The organism is Bacillus sp. 7894-2 (assembly GCF_002272225.1).
Classification (GTDB): Bacteria; Bacillota; Bacilli; order Bacillales; family Cytobacillaceae; genus Cytobacillus.
Genome location: NZ_NPDG01000019.1, coordinates 1 through 19,552, shown reverse-complemented (window position 1 = coordinate 19,552; position 19,552 = coordinate 1). Strand labels below are relative to the sequence as shown.

Annotated in this window: 18 protein-coding genes and 1 other RNA gene; 12 read left to right on the top strand and 7 right to left on the bottom strand. The window is 42.1% G+C overall.

Going from position 1 to position 19,552, the window contains the following annotated elements:
- The first annotated feature begins 16 nt into the window (after nt 1-16).
- The gene (chbG, locus tag CHI10_RS03935; protein WP_095243030.1) at nt 17-715 is read left to right on the top strand and encodes a chitin disaccharide deacetylase; all 699 of its coding nucleotides are present in this window, start codon (nt 17-19) and stop codon (nt 713-715) included.
- Nucleotides 716-757: 42 nt separating this feature from the next.
- Here the strand turns inward: chbG and nagE are convergent, their stop codons facing one another.
- Nucleotides 758-2,134 carry an N-acetylglucosamine-specific PTS transporter subunit IIBC gene (gene nagE / locus CHI10_RS03930; protein WP_095243029.1) on the bottom strand — a complete coding sequence of 459 codons (1,377 nt, stop codon included), beginning with the start codon at nt 2,132-2,134 and terminating at the stop codon, nt 758-760.
- 276 nt (nt 2,135-2,410) lie between these two features.
- On the opposite strand from nagE, the gene nagB reads away from it, so the two are divergent.
- The 3 genes from nagB to CHI10_RS03915 are packed head-to-tail and all read left to right on the top strand — an operon-like array spanning nt 2,411 to nt 4,105.
- On the top strand, nt 2,411-3,148 hold the full coding sequence (gene nagB / locus CHI10_RS03925; RefSeq protein ID WP_179288951.1) for a glucosamine-6-phosphate deaminase: 738 nt from the start codon (nt 2,411-2,413) through the stop codon (nt 3,146-3,148).
- 14 nt (nt 3,149-3,162) lie between these two features.
- Nucleotides 3,163-3,900 carry an SIS domain-containing protein gene (locus CHI10_RS03920; RefSeq protein ID WP_095243027.1) on the top strand — a complete coding sequence of 246 codons (738 nt, stop codon included), beginning with the start codon at nt 3,163-3,165 and terminating at the stop codon, nt 3,898-3,900.
- Between the two features lie 4 nt (nt 3,901-3,904).
- Nucleotides 3,905-4,105, top strand: coding sequence for an aspartyl-phosphate phosphatase Spo0E family protein (locus CHI10_RS03915; RefSeq protein ID WP_142301760.1), 201 nt, complete (start codon nt 3,905-3,907; stop codon nt 4,103-4,105).
- Nucleotides 4,106-4,330: 225 nt separating this feature from the next.
- Here CHI10_RS03915 and CHI10_RS03905 read toward each other — a convergent pair whose 3' ends face one another.
- The 4 genes from CHI10_RS03905 to CHI10_RS03890 all read right to left on the bottom strand — a co-directional run bounded on the left by CHI10_RS03905 (nt 4,331) and on the right by CHI10_RS03890 (nt 8,814).
- Nucleotides 4,331-6,271 carry an ABC transporter permease gene (locus CHI10_RS03905; RefSeq protein ID WP_095243025.1) on the bottom strand — a complete coding sequence of 647 codons (1,941 nt, stop codon included), beginning with the start codon at nt 6,269-6,271 and terminating at the stop codon, nt 4,331-4,333.
- On the bottom strand, nt 6,261-7,022 hold the full coding sequence (locus CHI10_RS03900; protein WP_095243024.1) for an ABC transporter ATP-binding protein: 762 nt from the start codon (nt 7,020-7,022) through the stop codon (nt 6,261-6,263). Before CHI10_RS03900 ends, CHI10_RS03905 begins: the two co-directional genes overlap by 11 nt.
- A gap of 99 nt (nt 7,023-7,121) precedes the next feature.
- Entirely contained in the window at nt 7,122-8,126 is a 1,005-nt protein-coding gene (locus tag CHI10_RS03895) for a sensor histidine kinase (protein WP_095243023.1), read from the bottom strand.
- Nucleotides 8,119-8,814, bottom strand: coding sequence for a response regulator transcription factor (locus CHI10_RS03890; RefSeq protein ID WP_095243022.1), 696 nt, complete (start codon nt 8,812-8,814; stop codon nt 8,119-8,121). Before CHI10_RS03890 ends, CHI10_RS03895 begins: the two co-directional genes overlap by 8 nt.
- A gap of 111 nt (nt 8,815-8,925) precedes the next feature.
- Between CHI10_RS03890 and CHI10_RS03885 the strand changes: the two genes are divergently transcribed.
- From CHI10_RS03885 to CHI10_RS03875, 3 genes are all read left to right on the top strand, one after another.
- On the top strand, nt 8,926-9,633 hold the full coding sequence (locus tag CHI10_RS03885; protein ID WP_095243021.1) for a sulfite exporter TauE/SafE family protein: 708 nt from the start codon (nt 8,926-8,928) through the stop codon (nt 9,631-9,633).
- A gap of 43 nt (nt 9,634-9,676) precedes the next feature.
- The gene (locus CHI10_RS03880; RefSeq protein ID WP_095243020.1) at nt 9,677-10,144 is read left to right on the top strand and encodes a hypothetical protein; all 468 of its coding nucleotides are present in this window, start codon (nt 9,677-9,679) and stop codon (nt 10,142-10,144) included.
- A 271-nt stretch (nt 10,145-10,415) separates the two neighbouring features.
- Nucleotides 10,416-13,928 carry a S8 family serine peptidase gene (locus CHI10_RS03875; protein WP_095243019.1) on the top strand — a complete coding sequence of 1,171 codons (3,513 nt, stop codon included), beginning with the start codon at nt 10,416-10,418 and terminating at the stop codon, nt 13,926-13,928.
- A 64-nt stretch (nt 13,929-13,992) separates the two neighbouring features.
- Here the strand turns inward: CHI10_RS03875 and CHI10_RS03870 are convergent, their stop codons facing one another.
- Nucleotides 13,993-15,186, bottom strand: coding sequence for an MFS transporter (locus CHI10_RS03870; RefSeq protein ID WP_095243018.1), 1,194 nt, complete (start codon nt 15,184-15,186; stop codon nt 13,993-13,995).
- Nucleotide 15,187: 1 nt separating this feature from the next.
- On the bottom strand, nt 15,188-15,583 hold the full coding sequence (locus CHI10_RS03865) for a MarR family winged helix-turn-helix transcriptional regulator (protein WP_095243017.1): 396 nt from the start codon (nt 15,581-15,583) through the stop codon (nt 15,188-15,190).
- Nucleotides 15,584-15,978: 395 nt separating this feature from the next.
- Between CHI10_RS03865 and CHI10_RS03860 the strand changes: the two genes are divergently transcribed.
- The 5 genes from CHI10_RS03860 to ssrS all read left to right on the top strand — a co-directional run bounded on the left by CHI10_RS03860 (nt 15,979) and on the right by ssrS (nt 19,473).
- Nucleotides 15,979-16,698 (top strand): GTP pyrophosphokinase, encoded by a 720-nt coding sequence (locus CHI10_RS03860; RefSeq protein WP_095243116.1) that lies wholly within the window; start codon nt 15,979-15,981, stop codon nt 16,696-16,698.
- Between the two features lie 14 nt (nt 16,699-16,712).
- Complete coding sequence (locus tag CHI10_RS03855; protein WP_095243016.1) at nt 16,713-17,138, top strand: DUF5392 family protein; 426 nt, start codon at nt 16,713-16,715, stop codon at nt 17,136-17,138.
- A gap of 13 nt (nt 17,139-17,151) precedes the next feature.
- Complete coding sequence (locus tag CHI10_RS03850) at nt 17,152-17,760, top strand: TetR/AcrR family transcriptional regulator (protein ID WP_095243015.1); 609 nt, start codon at nt 17,152-17,154, stop codon at nt 17,758-17,760.
- Nucleotides 17,761-17,882: 122 nt separating this feature from the next.
- Nucleotides 17,883-19,145 carry an L-lactate MFS transporter gene (locus CHI10_RS03845; protein WP_095243014.1) on the top strand — a complete coding sequence of 421 codons (1,263 nt, stop codon included), beginning with the start codon at nt 17,883-17,885 and terminating at the stop codon, nt 19,143-19,145.
- Nucleotides 19,146-19,276: 131 nt separating this feature from the next.
- A non-coding RNA gene (gene ssrS / locus CHI10_RS03840) (6S RNA) lies at nt 19,277-19,473 on the top strand.
- The last annotated feature ends 79 nt before the right edge of the window (nt 19,474-19,552 follow it).

The following is a 19,552-nucleotide window of genomic DNA, read 5'->3' as shown; positions in this document are numbered from 1 at the left end:
ATCGGAGGAAAAAACCATGATAAACCTCATCGTCAATGCTGATGATTTCGGCTATAGCCCCGGCGTCAATTATGGGATTTTGCACAGCTATTTATATGGGATAGTCAATTCCGCCACTATGATGATGAATATGGCTGGAACGGAGCAGGCCCTTTCTATGGCTAAAAAATATCCGAGATTACGAACCGGCGTCCATTTAGTCCTCACATGCGGGAAGCCGTTATTATCAGATATAATTACATTAACTAAAAAAGATGGATACTTCAGATCGCAGGGGGAGTTGGAGGGAATCTCTCTTGAAGAACTGGAGCGGGAGTGGTCTGCACAAATTGACCGGTTTATCGGGGCAGGTCTTACCCCTTCCCACCTGGATAGTCATCACCATGTTCATACACGGGATGAGTTTCTCCCAGTAGTACAATACCTGTCCAAAAAATACGGTCTCCCTTTCAGAGTAAATGGCGATTTTGCTCTTGAAGGGGTCAAGAGCCATACGGACAGGTGCTTATTGGATTTTTACGGAGATGGCATTCAGGAAGACTATTTCATCACTCTTGCAGAAAAGGCTGAAGACGGGGAAACGGTGGAAGTCATGTGCCATCCGGCATTTGCAGATCAATTGCTGATGGAGGGTTCTTCTTATAATTTAATGCGTTTAAAGGAGCTCGATATACTCTGCACTGCAAAACTTCCGTCTAATATTAAGTTGATCTAATAAAAACCCAGTGTCAACAAGGGACACTGGGTTTTCAGTCAATTACTTCTTTATTTTCTTCATCTCATCTGCAACAAACTCAACGTCTGTTCCAACAATGATCTGCAGATTCGTCTTGCTTAATTTCATGATTCCTTTTGCACCATGTGCTTTCAGTGCGCTTTCCTTTACTTTTTCCATATCAGCAATGGTTAAGCGAAGGCGTGTTGCACAGTTATCAATAGAAGTAATGTTGTCAGTACCGCCAATATCTTTAATAAATTGGCTGGCCATAACTTCATACTTGTTGTTGCCGGTTGAGACATGTGCATCTTCATCTTCCACGATCTCTTCGTCCTCTTCACGGCCAGGCGTTTTCAGGTCTAATGCTTTAATTAGGGCATAGAAGATAACGAAGTACAGAATAGCGTAGACTACACCAATTCCCAATAGCAGCACTGGCTTTTCCGCGATGTTAAAGTTCAGTGCAAAATCGAGTGCGCCTGCTGAGAATGTGAAGCCATCCCGTATGCCCAGTAAGGATGTTACCCACATGGAAACCCCGGTTAAGATGGCATGCACTCCATATAAAAGAGGTGCAATAAACATAAAGGAGAACTCGATCGGCTCTGTAATACCAGTCAGGAATGAAGTCAGCGCAAGACCGATGAACATTCCGGATACCGCTTTTCTTTTTTCAGGCTTAGCTGTTGCAATGATCGCAAAAGCTGCAGCCGGAAGACCGAACATCATTACAGGGAAGAATCCTGTCATGTAAGCACCAGCTGATGGATCTCCTGCGAAGAAGCGGGCTATATCTCCATTAACTCCTTCAAATTCGCCGAACTGGAACCAGAATAAACTGTTCAATACATGATGCAGCCCCAATGGAATTAAAAGGCGGTTCATAAAGCCGAATATACCTGAACCCAATGCGCCAAGGCCAATAATCCAATTGCCCAGTGCATCGATCGCACCCTGAATTGGAGGCCAGGCAAACCCTGCGATTGCAGCAAGCAAAATCATAGTTACGGATGTAATAATCGGAACAAAGCGGCGTCCGCTGAAGAATCCGAGCCAATCCGGAAGCTTGATATCATGGAACCGGTTATATAATAACCCGGCTATAATACCGGCAATAATACCGCCGAGTACACCCATATTGATATTTTCATCGATGGCGATTGCCCCTTCGGTTAATACAAGAAAACCGATGGCTCCTGAGAGGGCAGCAGCCCCATTATTATCCTTCGCAAATCCCATCGCAACCCCAATGGCAAAAATAAGTGCCAGGTTTGCGAAAATGGCATTGCCGGCATTGGCGATGAACGGAATACCCAATAAATCATCCTGTCCAAAGCGGAGCAAAAGACCAGCCGCAGGCAGGACTGCAATCGGAAGCATTAATGCCTTACCAATTCTCTGTAGGAATCCTAACATATTGATCTCTCCTTAATAAAAATAATGAATAAGAAAGCGTTTTACTAAACTGTCGTAATCATACCAAAATATAAATATAGTTGTCTATACCATTTTTAAAAGAAAAAATTAATATGCTTTTTAAAATCAGGTTTTAATAGTGGTTAAATTGGTATAGACAACTATACTTTACAGTGTTACGATATGAAGTATAAATGGGTTAATTTTATTCCAATATTTTGCCTTCATTAGTGCAAATATATTCTTATTCAGCTTTTTTGCAGGGAGGAACTCATGATGGAGATTATTAAAGTAAACAACTATGAAGAAATGAGTAAAACCGCAGCGGAGTACATCATCCGAAAGGTATGCCAATTTCCTGAAGCGACGTTCGGATTGGCAACCGGGAGCACACCTGTGGGAACATATAAACGATTGATTGAAGATTATAAGGATAACGGGACATCATATAAAAAGGTTACTACCTTTAATTTGGATGAATATATCGGCCTTTCTGGAGAAAACCCGCAAAGCTACCGATATTTTATGGATTCTCAATTGTTTGACCATCTCGACATTCGTAAGGAAAATACTTTTGTCCCAAGCGGTACGGCAGCGGATTTGGAAGCAGAATGCAGAAATTATGAGAGTAAGCTTAAAAACCACGGCGGGATTGATCTGCAGATTTTGGGGATCGGCAATAATGGACACATTGGCTTTAATGAGCCTGGCACATCTTTTTCATCTAAAACTCATATCGTTGATTTAGCAGACTCAACTATTAAAGCCAATGCCAGGTTTTTTAATACGATTGAAGAGGTGCCGACCCAAGCCATTACCATGGGAATCGCTACGATCATGCAGAGCAGGGAGATTCTCCTGCTTGCTTCAGGTGAAGCAAAAGCCGATGCCATTGGGCAGCTTCTTGGAAATGGAGTTAATGAGCAGTTTCCTGCATCAGTATTAAGAAATCATCCGAATGTAAAAGTGATTGCAGACGAAGCAGCACTAAGCGCATCCAAAGTCAGGGTATAAATGGGGTAGGAAATATGCTGGAGAAATATCTAAATGACATAAAAGAATTATTGTCACTCGTGGAAAAAGAAGAGGGACAAAAACTGAAGAAAGCAGCCCAAGCAGTGGCTGAGTCTATCCAAAACAATGGAATTATACATGTGTTTGGCTGCGGGCATTCACATATGCTCGCCGAAGAGCTGTTTTACCGTGCAGGCGGTCTTGCCCCCATTAAACCCATTTTTGTTGAGGATTTAATGCTGCATAAGGGCGCAGTCCGTTCTTCTTCCTTGGAAAAAGAAAACAATTTTGCCGGAGGATTCATGGAAAATGCTGATATCCGGCCGAATGATATTGTGATTGTGGCTTCCACTTCAGGACGGAATCCAGTACCGGTGGATGTAGCTGAAATCTCTAAATCCAGGGGGGCATACGTGATTGGGATAACTTCCCCGCGCTATGCTGAAACGCAGTCCTCCCGCCATAATGATGGAAAGTATCTGTTTTCATCAGTGAACCTGGCGATTGACAATCATATCGAGCCAGGGGACGCATTAATGCAGCACCCAGCAATGGGGACTAGCTTCGGCTCCGCCTCATCTATTATTGGCTTTGCGATTGTAAACAGCCTGATGGTGGAAGCAGTGGAAGTGATGATTGAAAACGGGTTCGAACCGCCTATTTTTAAAAGTGGAAATGTAGATGGAGCAGACCAGCATAACAGCGAGCTGGTGAAAAGATATAAATCCCGAATTCCGCTTCTGGAAGGATAACGCAATGGATTTTACAGAGGCAATTGAACAGAGTAGGCAGGCAATGATTCAAAGCATTTATTCCAAGGGACTGACAGATGAAGAGACCTTGAAATTAAGCCAGGAGTTGGATAAGTTAATTATTGAATCACAGCGAATGAAACGAGAGGCTAATTTGCAAATAGATATGAAGAAATTGCAAATAAATAAGGTGATTTGCAAATAGCCTGGTCAAACCTGCAAATAAACTGGAAAACTTGCAAATAGAGTGAGAAGACCTGCAAATAAAAAGAAATTCCGAAGACCAGCAAGTACCAATTTGCAAATAGACTGGGAAAACTTGCAAATAGACATAGAAAACCCGCAAATAAGCCATTCAAACTCGATAACGAAGCCAAATTCCAACACATAAAAACCGCTCAGGCTATCATACCTGAGCGGTTTTTCCGTCCTAAAGTGCATCCTTTATCACTTTTTTCGAATACATCACTGACAGTATTCCGAAAATCGAATAAAGCACGGTGTAAAGCACCATCACCAGGATCATCGGCATCCAAAGCTCACTGCCGAAGAAGAACCAGCCTGATTTTACGGCAAAGTAGCTGTGCAGAAGGCCGACCACCAGCGGAATTCCAAAGTTGAAGGCCATTTTGGATCGAATTCCGCGCAGCAGGTCTCCCTGTGTGAAGCCAAGCTTTCTCAAGATCGTATAGTTTGGTTTTTCATCCTCACTCTGATCCATTTGTTTGAAATAGAGGATGCAGCCTGAAGTGACAAGGAAGGTCAAGCCGAGAAAGCCGACAATAAACATGACTAACCCCATATTCATTTTTTGACTTGTGCTCATCTCCAGCTGCGAATCGGCTCTGCCGCTGAACTCCATCTCTTTAAAAAGTGCATTGGCTGTCACCATATCGCTTTCATTCTTCAAATCCACCCCGATGAATAGCGAATTCTCCAGTTGGATTTCAGGATTAAGGTCAGCTTTCAGTTCTTCATACACCTTTTTATCCACAATGGCAACCGGCAGCCCGCCTGCCGTAAAATAAAACGGGATAACAAAGTCTTTATTCAGCCCTATATAATTTTGTTCAATGGTTTTTGTTTTTCCCTTGAAATCAAGCTTTCCTGAGTCCTTCAAGGTCATGAACTTCTGCAGAGCATCATTATATCCAGTAAGCACGGTTTCTTTAGGGGAAAGTTCCATGCCAGGTATGGACTTTTCGCTTACAACCGGCAAAAGCATGGTTGGCGAATCAAAATTCATTTCTTCCAGATTGACATCCAGAATGTCCTCCATATCAGTATTCACCTGCAATACCTCAATGCTTTGTTCCTTATAGCCTAATCCATTTTCTTCAAGCCTGTTCGCAAACTTATCTGCATCCTCCCGGCTTGTGAACGAAAAGTGGGAGGGGAGGCTATCCTGAGCTGATTTTTCCGCTGAGTAGTAGGAAATATAGCTTAAAGACAGCAGCCCGATTGCAAGGGCGGACACAGTTGTAATAATCGTTAAAAGCAGTGCACTCGACTTCATTCGGAACATGATGGAGGACAGTGAAAGTACTTCATTTACATTCAGGTATCCGTCCTTCTTATTGCGGATCAGGCTTGCGACAAAGCTGACAGATCCTTTGTAGAAAAGATAGGTTCCAATGATAACGGAAGCAAGGATGAAAACCATCGCCATAAACAACTGATTCATGGATGTGAAATCCCCGCCAAATAAAAGGGAAGAGATGTAATAGCCGGCAATGATCAGGGCTAAACCAAGAACGCCCAGGATCATTTCCCAAATGGACAGCTTTTTCACTTTTCCCTCGGCAACCGAAACCACCCTGAATAAAGATAGAATGGTTTGCCTCTTGATAAATACAAAGTTCATCAGCATGATGAAAACATAAATTACCGTAAAGACGATGACAGTCTGCAAAAGCGCCTCACTTGAAAAGTGCAAGGATGCTACTCCCTCAACACCTGTTAATTTAAAAAGAACCATTAGTATCAATTTTGAAACCGAAAAGCCGATAAAGATTCCAATGACCAAGGATCCAAAATACAATGTAAGATTTTCCAGGCTAAGCAGCCTGAAGATTTCATTCTTCGTCATTCCGATCAGCTGAAACAGCCCGATTTCTTTGCTTCGCCTTTTAATAAAAATCGTGTTGGCGTACAGAAGAAAGATAGAAACAATCGCAACGAGCAGGATGGAGGCCGTTTTGATCGCAGCCGCACCTTTAATCGAGCCCTTTGCTTCAGTCATCGATGGGTCATATTGAAGGGTGACAAAGGCAAAATAGAGAGCAACACTGAAAATGAGCGCAAATACATAGAGATAATAATGTTTCAGATTCTTTTTCAGATTGCGGAGAATGATGGTATTAATGCTCATGCTGCACACCGCCCAAAACACCTTGTGTTTTCATAATATCCTTGAAAAAAGCCTGTCTTGATTGATCACCTTTATTAAGCTGCGTATAGATCTGGCCATCCTTGATAAAAATAACCCGGCTGCAGAAGCTTGCTGCTACAGGATCATGGGTGACCATGATAATCGTTGCTTTCCTTTTCTGATTTAAATCACTTAACTTATTTAATAAGTCTGAAGCTGATTTCGAATCGAGCGCACCTGTCGGCTCATCAGCGAAAATGATGCTTGGCTCATGAATATACGCACGAGCTGCAGAAGTGCGCTGCTTTTGCCCGCCGGAAATTTCATTCGGATATTTATCCTTTAACTCTAAAATACCAAGCTCAGCCGCCACCGCTGCAAACTTTTCATCGGCCTCTTTTTTTGGTGTTTTGCTGATGGAAAGCGGAAGAAGGATATTTTCCTTCACTGTCAAGGTATCAAGGAGATTATATTCCTGAAAGATAAATCCGAGATGCTTCTTGCGGAACTCAGCGAGCTGTTTTTCCTTCAGCCTTGTCATTTCCTTTCCTTCAATGTTGATTTCTCCGCCGCTTGCACTGTCAATAGACGAGAGCACATTGAGAAGTGTGGTCTTCCCTGAACCGGAAGCACCCATAATGCTTACAAATTCACCCGTTTCAATCTTCAAATCAATTCCTTTTAATACTTCCTGCCTATTAAATTTATTGCCGTAGCTTTTATGAATTTTTTTGGCTTCAAGTACAGTCATGTGCAACCATCCTTTCTTTGTTAGCTTTAGTATAGAAGGTTACGTTTATGTAATTCCTTCGATTGAACGAACTAACAGCAAAAGCATGTGACATTTTTGTCACATGCCTGTTATGCTGACGAAATCATTTCGGGTAGGGAATACAAGTGTCATGATGGTGCCTTTGTTTAAAAAAGACTCCGCATGGATTTGTATTTTCAGCTGGTCTGCTGCTTTTTTGGCTAAATATAACCCCATGCCTGTTGCTGCGTTTTCATGATGATTGGCAGTAGAGGTGAATCCCTTCTCAAAGATCCGCGGCAAATCTCTCGGATCAATGCCTCTGCCAAAATCCTGTATCCTCAAGGATATTTTACCGTCATGACTGGAGCATGAAATCAAAATGTCTGAGTCCTCACTATACTTTACAGCGTTAGTTAAAAGCTGGCGAATGATAAAGCTTAGCCATTTGGCATCGCTCATGGCTTCCATTTCTTCGATTTCCATTTCAAAGCCAATGCCTTTTTGCATGCACCAGGACTGCAGAGATTTGATCTCACTAAATAGGATACCTTCAAGATTAACTATTTCAATATACAGGTCATTTTCCATAGAAGGAATCCGCTTTTGATGGAGCTGCTGATCCAGAAGAAGGTGGATGCGCAGCCATTCGTATGTAAGGGCGGATTTAAGGTTCTGATCCTCGATCCGGTCAATCATGAGATGCATGGCAGTCAAGGGTGTTTTGACTTCATGAATCCAGGAAAGCAGTTCATCCTTTTCCTGCTCCAGCAGTGTCCAATTCCGGGTGTACTCCTGTTTAAACCGCTCGGTTTGGCTAACCAGGCCCGATTCTATTATTTTTTCAAAAGGACTTACAGACTCCGGTATGCTTGACAGATCTAAATTATCTTCCCGCTCGGCTACTTCTCTGTAAAATCGTGTTTCTTTTTGATAACGGAGAAAAATGAACCCAGTAAAAATAATGGCAGATAAAAAGGTGTAATAAAGGAAGGGCTTAAGGGATATGGCTGAATCGATATATACGACAAAGGCAGCAAGCACCTGAAGGAAACTGAACAGCAGGATCCAGCTTAAGCGCTCCCTGATATAGTTCCTAAACACGCGGGGCTTCCTCTTCAATTGCCATATAACCCTGGCCGACCTTTGTTTCGATCCTGTCGCCAAGCCCAATTTCGCCAAGCTTTTTCCTTAGTCTGTTAACATTGACCGTCAGAGTATTGTCACTAATGAATCGCTTGTCATCCCATAGGCTATTAATAATCTCATCCCTGCTGACTATTTGATTTTTTCTTTCTATTAGAAGCTTTAAAATGTAAATTTCATTTTTCGTTAATTCTATGGAACCATTATCATTTGTTACGGTATTCTTTTCGAAATCAACCGCCGCACCGCACCAGGTCTTCAGGTTATTTTGAACGGCACTATAGTTGTAGACACGTCTAAGGATTGCCTGTATTTTGGCAATCAGAACTTCGAAGTGAAAGGGCTTTTGGACAAAATCATCAGCGCCAAGCTGCATGGACATGACCTGGTCTGAGGGGTGATCACGGGATGACAGAAAAATAATCGGCACATTCGAATGTGAACGGATCATCCGGCACCAATGAAACCCGTCGAACTTAGGAAGCTGGATATCAATAATGACCAAATCTGGCTGAATGCAGGCAAACTCCTTCATGACTTCACTGAAATCCTTAATTCCGTGGACTTCATAAGACCATTGGGAGAGCCGGTCTTTGATTTCAGTAAAAAGGGAGGCATCATCCTCGATTAATAGCACTTTAAACAATTTGCTCACCACACTTTTGCATATTCCTTCCATTATTGTATAGGAAAAGCTGAAGGTGTGCCAGAACGATTCCGGGCTGTGGTAAAATAGGGTAAAAAGCAGGTTTTGAACATGGAAATCTTTCTTTTTATCCTTATTATTTTAATTGCATCCATTTTACAGACAAGCACGGGATTTGGCTTCTCAATCCTGGCCACACCGTTTTTGCTGCTGCTTTTTGAACCAAGAGAAGCCATTCAAATCAATTTGATTTTATCCTTAAGCATTTCAGCTGCCTTATTTTCAAAAATCAAGAAGGATACAGACTTTGGAGTTTTGAAAAGGTTCACAATTGGCAGTTCAGCCGGGCTGCCCATCGGTATGGCCATTTTTTTATTTTTGGACATTTCCCGGCTGAAGATAGCTGTCAGTTTCATTATTTTGCTTTTAACACTCCTTTTGATGGCGAATTTCCGTGTGAAAGAAACAAGCACGAGGGATTATTCAGTGGGTGGATTGTCAGGAATCATGACAACCAGCATTGGCATGCCCGGCCCGCCGCTTCTGTTGTATTTTTCAGGAACGGATACTGAAAAAGAGCGGCTTAGGGGAACCACTTTGGCTTTTTACTTGTTTATCTACTCGGCCAGTCTGGTAGTTCAGATCATCTTTGCAGGAACCAATAAGACGATTTGGCTTTCAAGTTTGTATGCTTTGCCCCTGGTGCTGCTGGGTCTATATCTGGGACAAATTTTATTTGTCAAAATCAATCAGCGGTTTTTCAAGGTTTTTACATATATTATATTGATTTTTACAGGGATTTACCTGCTGATTAGATGACAGAAAAGCTTCATTAAAAAATTATGAAAAGGGTGTGTCAGCGTTGAGAAAAAAACAGATCTATTGGAGCTTAAGCTTCCTGTTTTCATTCCTTGGTTTTTACCTTATAGAACATGTTTTTACGGTAAAGCCCCATGTGGTTTCCGGCAATGGAAATTTAGGCATCCTCATAATTTTTCTTTTTACACCTGTCTTTATTTCCAGTTGGGTTTATACTTTTAAACGGGCAAAAGCAACACTATTGAAAAATAACAAAATGACTATAGGACTTTTGCTGCTTTCGCTTGCTGTCAGTGCTTTGCTGATGATCGGAATTTATGATTACACAAGTGAACTGATCATGGCTCTTGGAGGAAAACCGGATAACCCGGAATCAAGAATTTACCGTTTTGGCTGGTTCAATCAATACACTAATAGTCTTTATTTTAATGTTTATAGCTTTTTCTTATCGCAAATCGCAGCAGTGGTTTTTGGTATTTTTTCAGCTATGAGGAGCTCAAAGCTATATTAATATTTTAAAAACTGATTTTGGCGCAGTGGAAAAAGGCTATCCATTTGGGGTAATTTAAAAAGCCTTTTGTACCGCTGAGTAATAAGCTTAACGAGTCTTTTATACTATTAGTACACGAAAATATACCGTGTTTTAGATACAAAGCTATGATATTTAAAAGACCCTTCCCGTAAAATTCCCCCAATTTACTTCTCTCAGGCCCGGCCCTACAATTAATTTTATGAAAAGTTAAAAAATTTATTTTCCATATGGAGGAAAGGGCGGGAGAGAGATGAAGGCGAAAAAAGGGGTACCCTATAAGGTGCTGACTTCTGCATTGGCAGCAGCCTTATTATTTGGGGGAACCGTATCGGCACAAGGAGATCAGGATGATCAGATCCAGGCTCCAAGTGTAGAAGAGATTGTTAAGCAGGGGCAAAAAATATTTTTGGATCAGCAACATCAGGCTGGATCACAGGCAGTGGACAAGCTTGGGTATACAGATTTGCAAGAAAAAGGATTAGTGGCGCCTTATAAGCCAAATGAAATTCTGCGTGTAATCGTTGAGGTCGAAAAGCCGGCAGATACAGAGAAAACAAAGCAAAGCAAAAAAAGTAAAATGAAAGCAAAACAGGACGAAGTCATTTCAACGCTCTCCAGGAAAAAATCCTTCAAGAAAGTGAAGCATCGCTTTTATGAGGGGTTTAATGGATTCAGCCTAGATACCGAGTTTCGTAATGTAAAAGACATACAGGCAATTCCCGGAGTCACAAACGTGCATATTGCGAGGACCTTCCAGCCATCCATGGGTGCCAGCAAGGAGTTAGTGCAGGCGCAAAAGGTCTGGGAGCGGCATGGCTATGAAGGAGAAGGGCTGCTTGTTGCAGTAGTTGATTCCGGATTGGATTATACACACCAGGATATGACATTGACGGATGATGGGAAAGATAAGCAGAAATGGTCGGAGCAAGGAATACAGGGAAAACTCACTGAAACGGCTATAAATGACGTCTGGTATAGTGACAAAGTGCCGACAGGCTATGACTGGGCAGATGAGGATACGGATGTCATTCCCCGCGGGCAGTATGGAAGCCCGCATGGCATGCATGTCGCCGGTACTGTAGGTGCCAATGGAGATGAAGATAATGATGGAGTTAAGGGGATTGCTCCCGGTGTTCAGCTCCTGGCAGAAAAAGTCTTTTCTGATAACGGCGGGGGAGCTTATGAAGATGATATTATTGCCGGAATTGAACATGCTGTCACAATGGGGGCTGATGTCATTAACATGAGTCTTGGATCTGATGCCGGCTTTGTTGGAGAAGAAAATGATCCGATCCAAAAGTCAATCCGGGAAGCAACTGAGCAGGGTACCCTGGTAGTAGTAGCTGGAGGCAATTCCTCTTACAGTACTAAAAATAATATTTTGGAGTCCTCTGCTAAGCCATATGCGGAAAATCCGGATATTGGCACAGTCGGGGAACCTTCTGTCAGCCCGTTTGCGCTATCTGTTGCTTCCTATGAAAATAGTAAATTGTATAGGAACGTCCTTTCGGATGAAAATGGTTTCAAGCTTCCATACCAGGATCAGACCCATGTGGATTTAAAGCTTTCAAAGGTATTAACTCCTGGTGAGAGCTATGAATTTGTGTATGTGGGGGAAGGCAAAAGAGAAGATTTTACAGGCATAGATGTAGCAGGCAAAATTGTTATAGCAAAGCCAACACTTAACTATTTTTCCTATACACATGTACAATCTGAAGCCGAAAAAAATGGAGCCAAGGCAGTTATCCTTGTTCCGCCGCCTGAAAAAGGGGACTATTCTTTCTTGTATTTTAGTCCATACTTTATCCCTGCAGCAACAACAGGCAAAGAGGCAGGAGAGGCCTTAATTTCCAAGCTTACAAAGGGACAAACAGTAAAAATGCAGATGAGCAAAGGGATTTGGCTGGAAAATGCGGAAAAGGATAATATGTCAGACTTTTCATCGTTTGGAACACCGCACACGCTGGATTTCAAACCTGAGCTATCCGCACCTGGCGGCGGAATTTATTCGACTGTTCCCGGCAATGAATATGAAATCATGAGCGGAACATCCATGGCAGCACCTCATGTTGCAGGAGGGTCAGCACTGCTGCTTCAGGCACTATATGAAAAAGGATTAAAACAATCAAAAGAAACGGCGCTTAAAGCGAAAATTGCTTTAATGAATACGTCAAAAGTCGTATGGGATCCGCGTGCAAATAACCAGGTTCCATACTCACCGCGCGTTCAGGGTTCCGGCATGATGCAAATACAAAATGCGATCAAAACACCTGTACTTGTTACAAATAAAAATGCTCCTTTGGAACAGGCTGGAGCCGTTGCTCTTAAGGAGATCAACGGTAAAGCACACTTCAAACTGAATGTCGAAGCACTTCGTGATGCTGATGTGAAAGATCTTGAATATCAAGTGTACGTTGATGTTTTAACAGATGAAACAGAAACAAAAGAGTTTGATTTGGACAACGACGGTAAATTAGACTCTAAAGAATATTTAACGATGACAAGCAAGAGAATTTCAGGGGCTGCTGCCATCGTTAACGGTGATAAAGTAACGGAATTCAAAGGAAAAAAGCTGAAAATTAAGCCAGGACAAAATAAGAGTTTGGATGTACAGATTCAATTGCCGAAAAACTTAAAGAAGGGCTCATTTGTAGAAGGCTTTGTCCGTCTTGTGCCATCCGGGAAAAATAGCGAAGCAGCTGTTCCGCTAACGGTGCCTTATATGGGTTACTATGGAGAATGGGACAAGCCTCAAAACCTGGACCCAGCTGCCTGGGAAAAAGATGCATTCCTTGGGTACACCATTCTTTGGAACGATGAAGGGGCACGATTTCCAATGGGATATGACCCATATACCGGAACCTTTAATATGGACCGCATTGTGATTTCCCCTAATGCTGCTTTGCCGGGTGTTTTCCCATCTTTTACAGCTCTTCGCAATTTACAAAAGACAGAAATGTATGTTGAGAATGATAAAGGTGAAGTGATCAATTATTTAGGTGACTTCAGTGAATATACCGGCAAGCCATGGAAGTTCCGAAAAAATATTATGGCACTTGGGGATAATATGATTTACGGATATTTATGGGATGTTAAGAATCAAAACGGGCAATTCGTTGAGGATGGAACCTATCAGTATGTAATCAAAACAACACTTGATTACAAGGATGCCAAACCGCAGGAAGTAAGGCTTCCGGTTCACGTAGATTCAGTTGCACCAGTCGTCTCGGATATTCAGGTACAGCCAAAGGACGGCCAATATGAGATTTCCTTCAAGTCTGAAGATAACGAGGGGGGAAGCGGCTATAATGGGGCCATCATCTGGTATAACGGCAAGTATATGCCGCTCGAGCCTGGAAAAACGTCAGCCCTTGTAAAAGAAGAACCGAAAAGCATTGTCGTTTTGGGTGTCGACCATGCCTTAAACCATAGCTATGCTGTATGGGGGGATCCTTCCTATATTAATGAAGGAATGCTGGTAAGCTACTTCAGTGTTTATCCTAATAAAAATGTGAATGCAAACACACCTGCCGGCATCAATGCATTTGCAAATAACCGCGTAAACTGGAAAGTGTACATTAAAGATGAAGCAGGAAAAATCGTTGAAACTTTTAATGTGGAAAATGAACTCGAAATTCACTTAAAGTGGACTCCGGACGCAGATCTTCCGGATGGAACATATACCATTAGTGCGGATGTTACAAATAAGCAAGGCTTTAGTGTTACCACGAGTCCTAAAACGGTTACAGTGCTTCAGAACTAAAACGATCAAAAGCCATGGACGGTAAAAAGGTCCATGGCTTTTGGTATTTTGTAATACCTCAGGGTCAAGCTGAAACATTAGTGTTCAATTTCCTTAAAGATGCCGTCTCCTTCTTCCCATGCAGAAAATAATATAAAATCGCTGACATTAATACAAACATGGCCATCATTCCATAGAGCCTGCCATACCCTGTAACCGGAATTATGAACCCAAGCAAATATGGTCCAAATCCCAGGCCTGCATCAAGAAAAATAAAAAACGTTGACGTCGCCAATCCCATCCGATGTGCCGGTGTCAGCTTGACGGCCACGGCCTGGGTGCAGGACTGCATATTACCAAAGCCCAGCCCAATTAACGCGCCAGCCAAAAGCAGGGTGAAACTGCTGTTTGCTGTGCTGAGCACAAACATGCCTGCTGCAAATAAGAGAAAAGCGGGGTACATAACATAATTTGCTCCTTTAAGATCCATCAGCCGCCCGGTAAATGGTCGTGAAACCAGGACAGCGGCTGAGTAAATCAGAAAGAAAAAGCTCGCAGCCTTTACTAAATCGACTTCTATCGCGTAAAAGTTGATAAAAGAGAGGACCCCGGAATAACCGAATGCGATTGCCAGTGTGATGAATGCAATTGGGACTGCTTTTGGCTCGATAAAGCTGGAAATTTGGAAGCCTTGCTTTTTCACACCAGAGGTTTCTATTGCAGGAACATATAAAAAGAAGGATGTAATCAGGGCAATGATGCCGATGGCCAGACAGAAGGCAAAAATCATTTGGAAAGAAACCTTTTGCATCATCAATAATCCAATAAATGGCCCAACAGCTGTCGCCAGCGTTGTGCTCATGCTGAAGTAGCCAATTCCTTCCCCTTTGCGTGCTGCAGGAATAATTTGTGCAGCGATGGTCCCAGTCGCCGTACTTGCCACACCTAAAGCAATGCCGTGTATAAACCTGGTAGTCAGCAGGAAAGCAATTCCGACGTTCACAAAATATAAAAGTGTCGTCAGCGTAAAAAAGATCAAACCGATAAAAAGTGTTTTCTTACGCCCGATGTTATCAATGGCCCGCCCGATATAAAGCCTGCCAATGAGCGTTCCAATAATAAAGATGCCCGTCACAAGCCCGGCCTGGCTGGTTGTGGCACTATAGTAATCCACTGCAAAAACAGCGATGGTCACCATCAGCAGATAGAAAATCAATGTTAAGAAAAAATTAACCGATGAAACAATTATAAAATCCTTTGTCCAAAGCTTCGAATTCAATTTATAACTCTCCCTGCATTAAATTTTTGCGGATCAGGCTCATCAGACGAATTCCTTCCAGCTGGTCCTCCTCTGAAATTCCTTTTAGAATGTCCTGTTCGAATTGATCAATAGTTACGCGGACCTCCTGATAAACCTTCCTGCCAGTATCGGTCAGCTGCATTCTTTTTTCCCGTTTGTCTTTAGTCGGAACAGGTTCTAAATAGCCCATTTCCTCCAATTTTGCAATCGTCCTTGTCACCGTTGGTTTTTCAACGCCAAGATAATGTGAAAGCTCCACCAGTGTACCGGAGCCATCATTATTCAAGTAATACATGATGGACCATTGAGCCCTGTATAAATGATGCCTGCTTAATTCATTGTTCAGCCTATTCTCAAATGGGCGATACAATAGCACAAGCTGATGAAAAAACCGCTGAAATGTTTCGATCTTAAAAACCTCCTAAATGGTTACTTTGAGTAATAGTTATCGAGAGTAACTAATTATTTATCCATTATACAGTTCTCATCAGTGATATGTAAATAGGCCAAATCTTTGTTTCCAAAACAGCTGTCCATTCAATAAAAGAAGGCAATTTTGTGACATCGTGTCATATTTAGTTGACGTATGACACGATGTCATATACAATTCAATTGTAAGAATGACACAGTGTCATATAGAGGTGAAAGCATTGTTCAAAATTCATTTGCTTATTTCTAAATTGCAAAAACAGGGGGTAAATGCTGCAATCTGCAAAAAGCCATCCAGTCTTAAGCCACCCAAAAATAAGGATAAAATTCAAAGGAGTCCATATGGCCACAAATACGCCCGAGCAAATTACACTGAGGGAACTAAGGACAGATCTAGTGCGTTTTATGATGTCCTACAAGTTCGCATTGGAAGAAATAAACACGAAATTAAATATCCTTAAAGAAGAATTTCAGTATGTGCATGACTATAATCCAATTGAGCATGTAAAATCACGTATTAAATCTCCAGAAAGTATATTTAAAAAGCTGCAAAGAAAAAAATTGGAGATTTCTTTGGAATCCATTAAGCAGAATATTAGAGATATTGCGGGCGTCCGCATTACATGTTCCTTTGTATCCGATATTTATAAAATCAAAGCCATGCTTGAAAACCAGAAAGATATAACCGTGCTCGAATGCAAGGATTATATTCAGCATCCCAAGCCAAATGGCTACCAGAGCCTTCATCTAATTGTCCAGATCCCCATTTTTATGTCTGACAGGGAAGAGCTTGTTCCTGTGGAGATTCAAATACGGACGATTGCGATGGATTTCTGGGCGAGCCTCGAGCACAAGATTTACTACAAGTACAATAAAGAAATTCCGCAAAGAATAGTGAAAGAACTGAAAGAGGCAGCTGACACAGCTTCACGCCTCGATCGGAAAATGGAGAATCTCCATGATGAAATGATTGCTTTAAAACAGCTGGATGATAATGAAGCCATGACTTTTTCGCCCGAAAGCCTGCAATTTCTGCTGGGCCATAAAGGGATTAAAACTTAAAGGAGACGAAATAAATGCAAGTGTGGACAGATATGCCGAATTTCGTAAAAAGAGAGCTTGAGCAGCTTGAAGAAATAGTATCTCCCATCATGAAAAAAGCTTCCAGATATATTTTTTGGTCTACACCTTTGATTATTCTGTCACTAATCAATCTCATGACCTTGTTTTTCGCCGTTCAGGATGAGAAAACATCGCCGGCAGCCATTCTGATTTACGCTATTATTGGTGCGCTCGGTTTCGCACTTTCTAAAGAAGGGAAGCATAAGCAGCTGGAGATTCAAAAACTGAGCTCACAGTACATGAAAGAACGGATTTCTAAAAGCCAATGGGCTTCTGCCCCTATTAAAGCGAGATATCAAGCATTGATCAATGAGAACCCCAGAAAGGCTGTCCCTTATTTTATCCAATTCTTAAAGGAGGAAAAAAGAGACTGGCAATAAGGAGGAACAAAGTTTGCCGAAAATTACTTTTTTCAATTTGCCTGAAGACAAACGGGAAAACTTAGTCCATGCGGCCAAAAAGGAATTTGCCCGCGTGCCGCTTTACCAGGCATCCATATCCAATATCATAAAAGATGCCAAAATCCCGCGTGGCAGCTTCTATCAGTATTTTGATGACAAAGAAGATGCGTTTTTCTACTTATTAAATAGCCATGTGTCTGCTTATAAGAAGTACTTCCTTGAAACGCTGCAAAAAAATAATGGTGATCTTTTTGATGCGATGACCGATTTTTATACAGCCATCATTACAGAAGAAAAAGAAAACCTGCAGTTTTTGAGGAATTTGTTTCTTAATATGACTCACCGGATCGAAAATGTTATGGCAAGAAGCTTCGGGGAAAATGACCTGAATGAGAATTTTAAGAAGATCAGCAATCTGATTAATAAGGAACGGCTGAATATTCAGGACGAGCAGGAGCTTTTCCATATGATGCAGATTATTTCTTCTGTCACGTTTCATAATATCGTAAAAAAATTTGCAGGGGAGCTGCCATTCGACGAAGCTGTCCATAATTACAAAAAAGAAATCTATTTACTGAAAAAAGGGTTCTTATCAGAATGATTTTCAGAAAGCCTGTCTCTAAAAGGATTAGAGACAGGCTTTTTTGGGAAGGTAAAAAATAGCATGGAGCTTATTCTTTATAAGGGAAATAAATAAAACAATATTCAGGAAAGGGGTTATTTATGGCGAACAAGAACAGATGGCTGATTGCCCTTTCAGCTGTCGCCATTCATTTATCAATTGGTTCGGTGTATGCGTACAGTGTTTATCAAAATCCCTTGAAGGAATCGCTCGGCTGGGAAAAGACCGATGTCTCACTGGCTTTTACCATTGCCATTTTTATTCTGGGGATTGCGGCAGCCTTTTTTGGCCGGTTTGTGGAAAAGCGGGGGCCAAGAGTGTCAGCCATGATTGCTGCTGTCTTCTTTGGAATTGGGATTATTGGATCCGGGTTTGCCATTCAATTGGAGAACTATATCCTATTCCTGATTTTCTTCGGTGTCATTGGGGGATTGGGTCTCGGCTTCGGCTATATTGCACCTGTCTCCACATTGGTAAAATGGTTTCCTGACAGAAGGGGACTTGCCACCGGGATGGCAGTTATGGGCTTCGGTGCAGGGGCTCTCATTACAAGCCCAATTGCCAGCAGATTAATGATTGCCACATCGATTCCGACAACCTTCTATATCCTTGGAATCAGTTATTTTGTACTGATGATTTTGGGAGCACTTTACATCGCTAAGCCGCCAGAAGGATGGGCACCTGAAGGAATGGAAGAGAACAGGGAAGAGCGGCCGGTAAAAGCGGACCTGGCACAGCTGACTGCAAATGAAGCAATTAAGACGAAGCGTTTCTGGCTGCTTTGGTTTATGATGTTCATCAATATTTCTGCAGGCATCATGATCCTCTCCGTTGCCGCACCAATGGCACAGGAAATCACTGGAGCCAGCGCCATCACCGCAGCAAGCATCGTTGGCATAATGGGTCTCTTTAATGGAGGCGGAAGAATTGGCTGGGCATTTGCATCCGATTATCTTGGAAGAGGAAATACATATATGACCTTCTTCCTGATACAGGTGGCAGCATTCTTCATTCTTCCATTCATCACAAACTCGTTTATCTTTTCTGTTTTCCTCTATATCATTGTTTCATGCTATGGGGGCGGATTTGCATCGCTTCCGGCCTTTATCGGAGACCTGTTTGGCACCAAACAGCTTGGCGCGATTCATGGTTATCTGCTTACATCGTGGTCGATTGCCGGAGTGGTCGGACCGATGCTTGTCTCGAGCATCTATGAAAATACGCAAAGCTATACGATTACCTTCTATGTATTTGGCACCATGCTTGCCATTGGCTTCATTGTTTCTCTGCTGATGAAGCGCGACATTAAGGAAATCCGTACTGTTAAGAAGCAAAAAAGAGCAAGCGGTCAGCTTTCACTATAATTGGAGGAAAGGCTCAAAAAAGAGAGAGCGCGGAGAAAACGATGGCTTAGAGCGCTCACTCCCTTGCTCAACCAAATAAAATACCTGAGCAAGCCCATTGAAAAATCCGCCGGCATCCGTTAATATATAAATACAAGCTGCATTGTTCGTAATCATAATAAAGTTTTAACCTTTAAGCTGTAATAGGGAGTTTTACATTGAAACGGGAATGACAGGCCTCCGTCTATATGACAAGGAGGACAGGCAGGAATGTTTCTGCGAACACCCACTTTGAGGAGTGGTGGTTTAAAACTTTCTTATCATTATTTACGGCAATGGCGGCTGTACATACTGTAATCAAGCCAGTTCCTGATGGGAGCTGGTTTTTTTACGTTTAGAAACTGAAATTCTGGTTAAACCAAGATAAA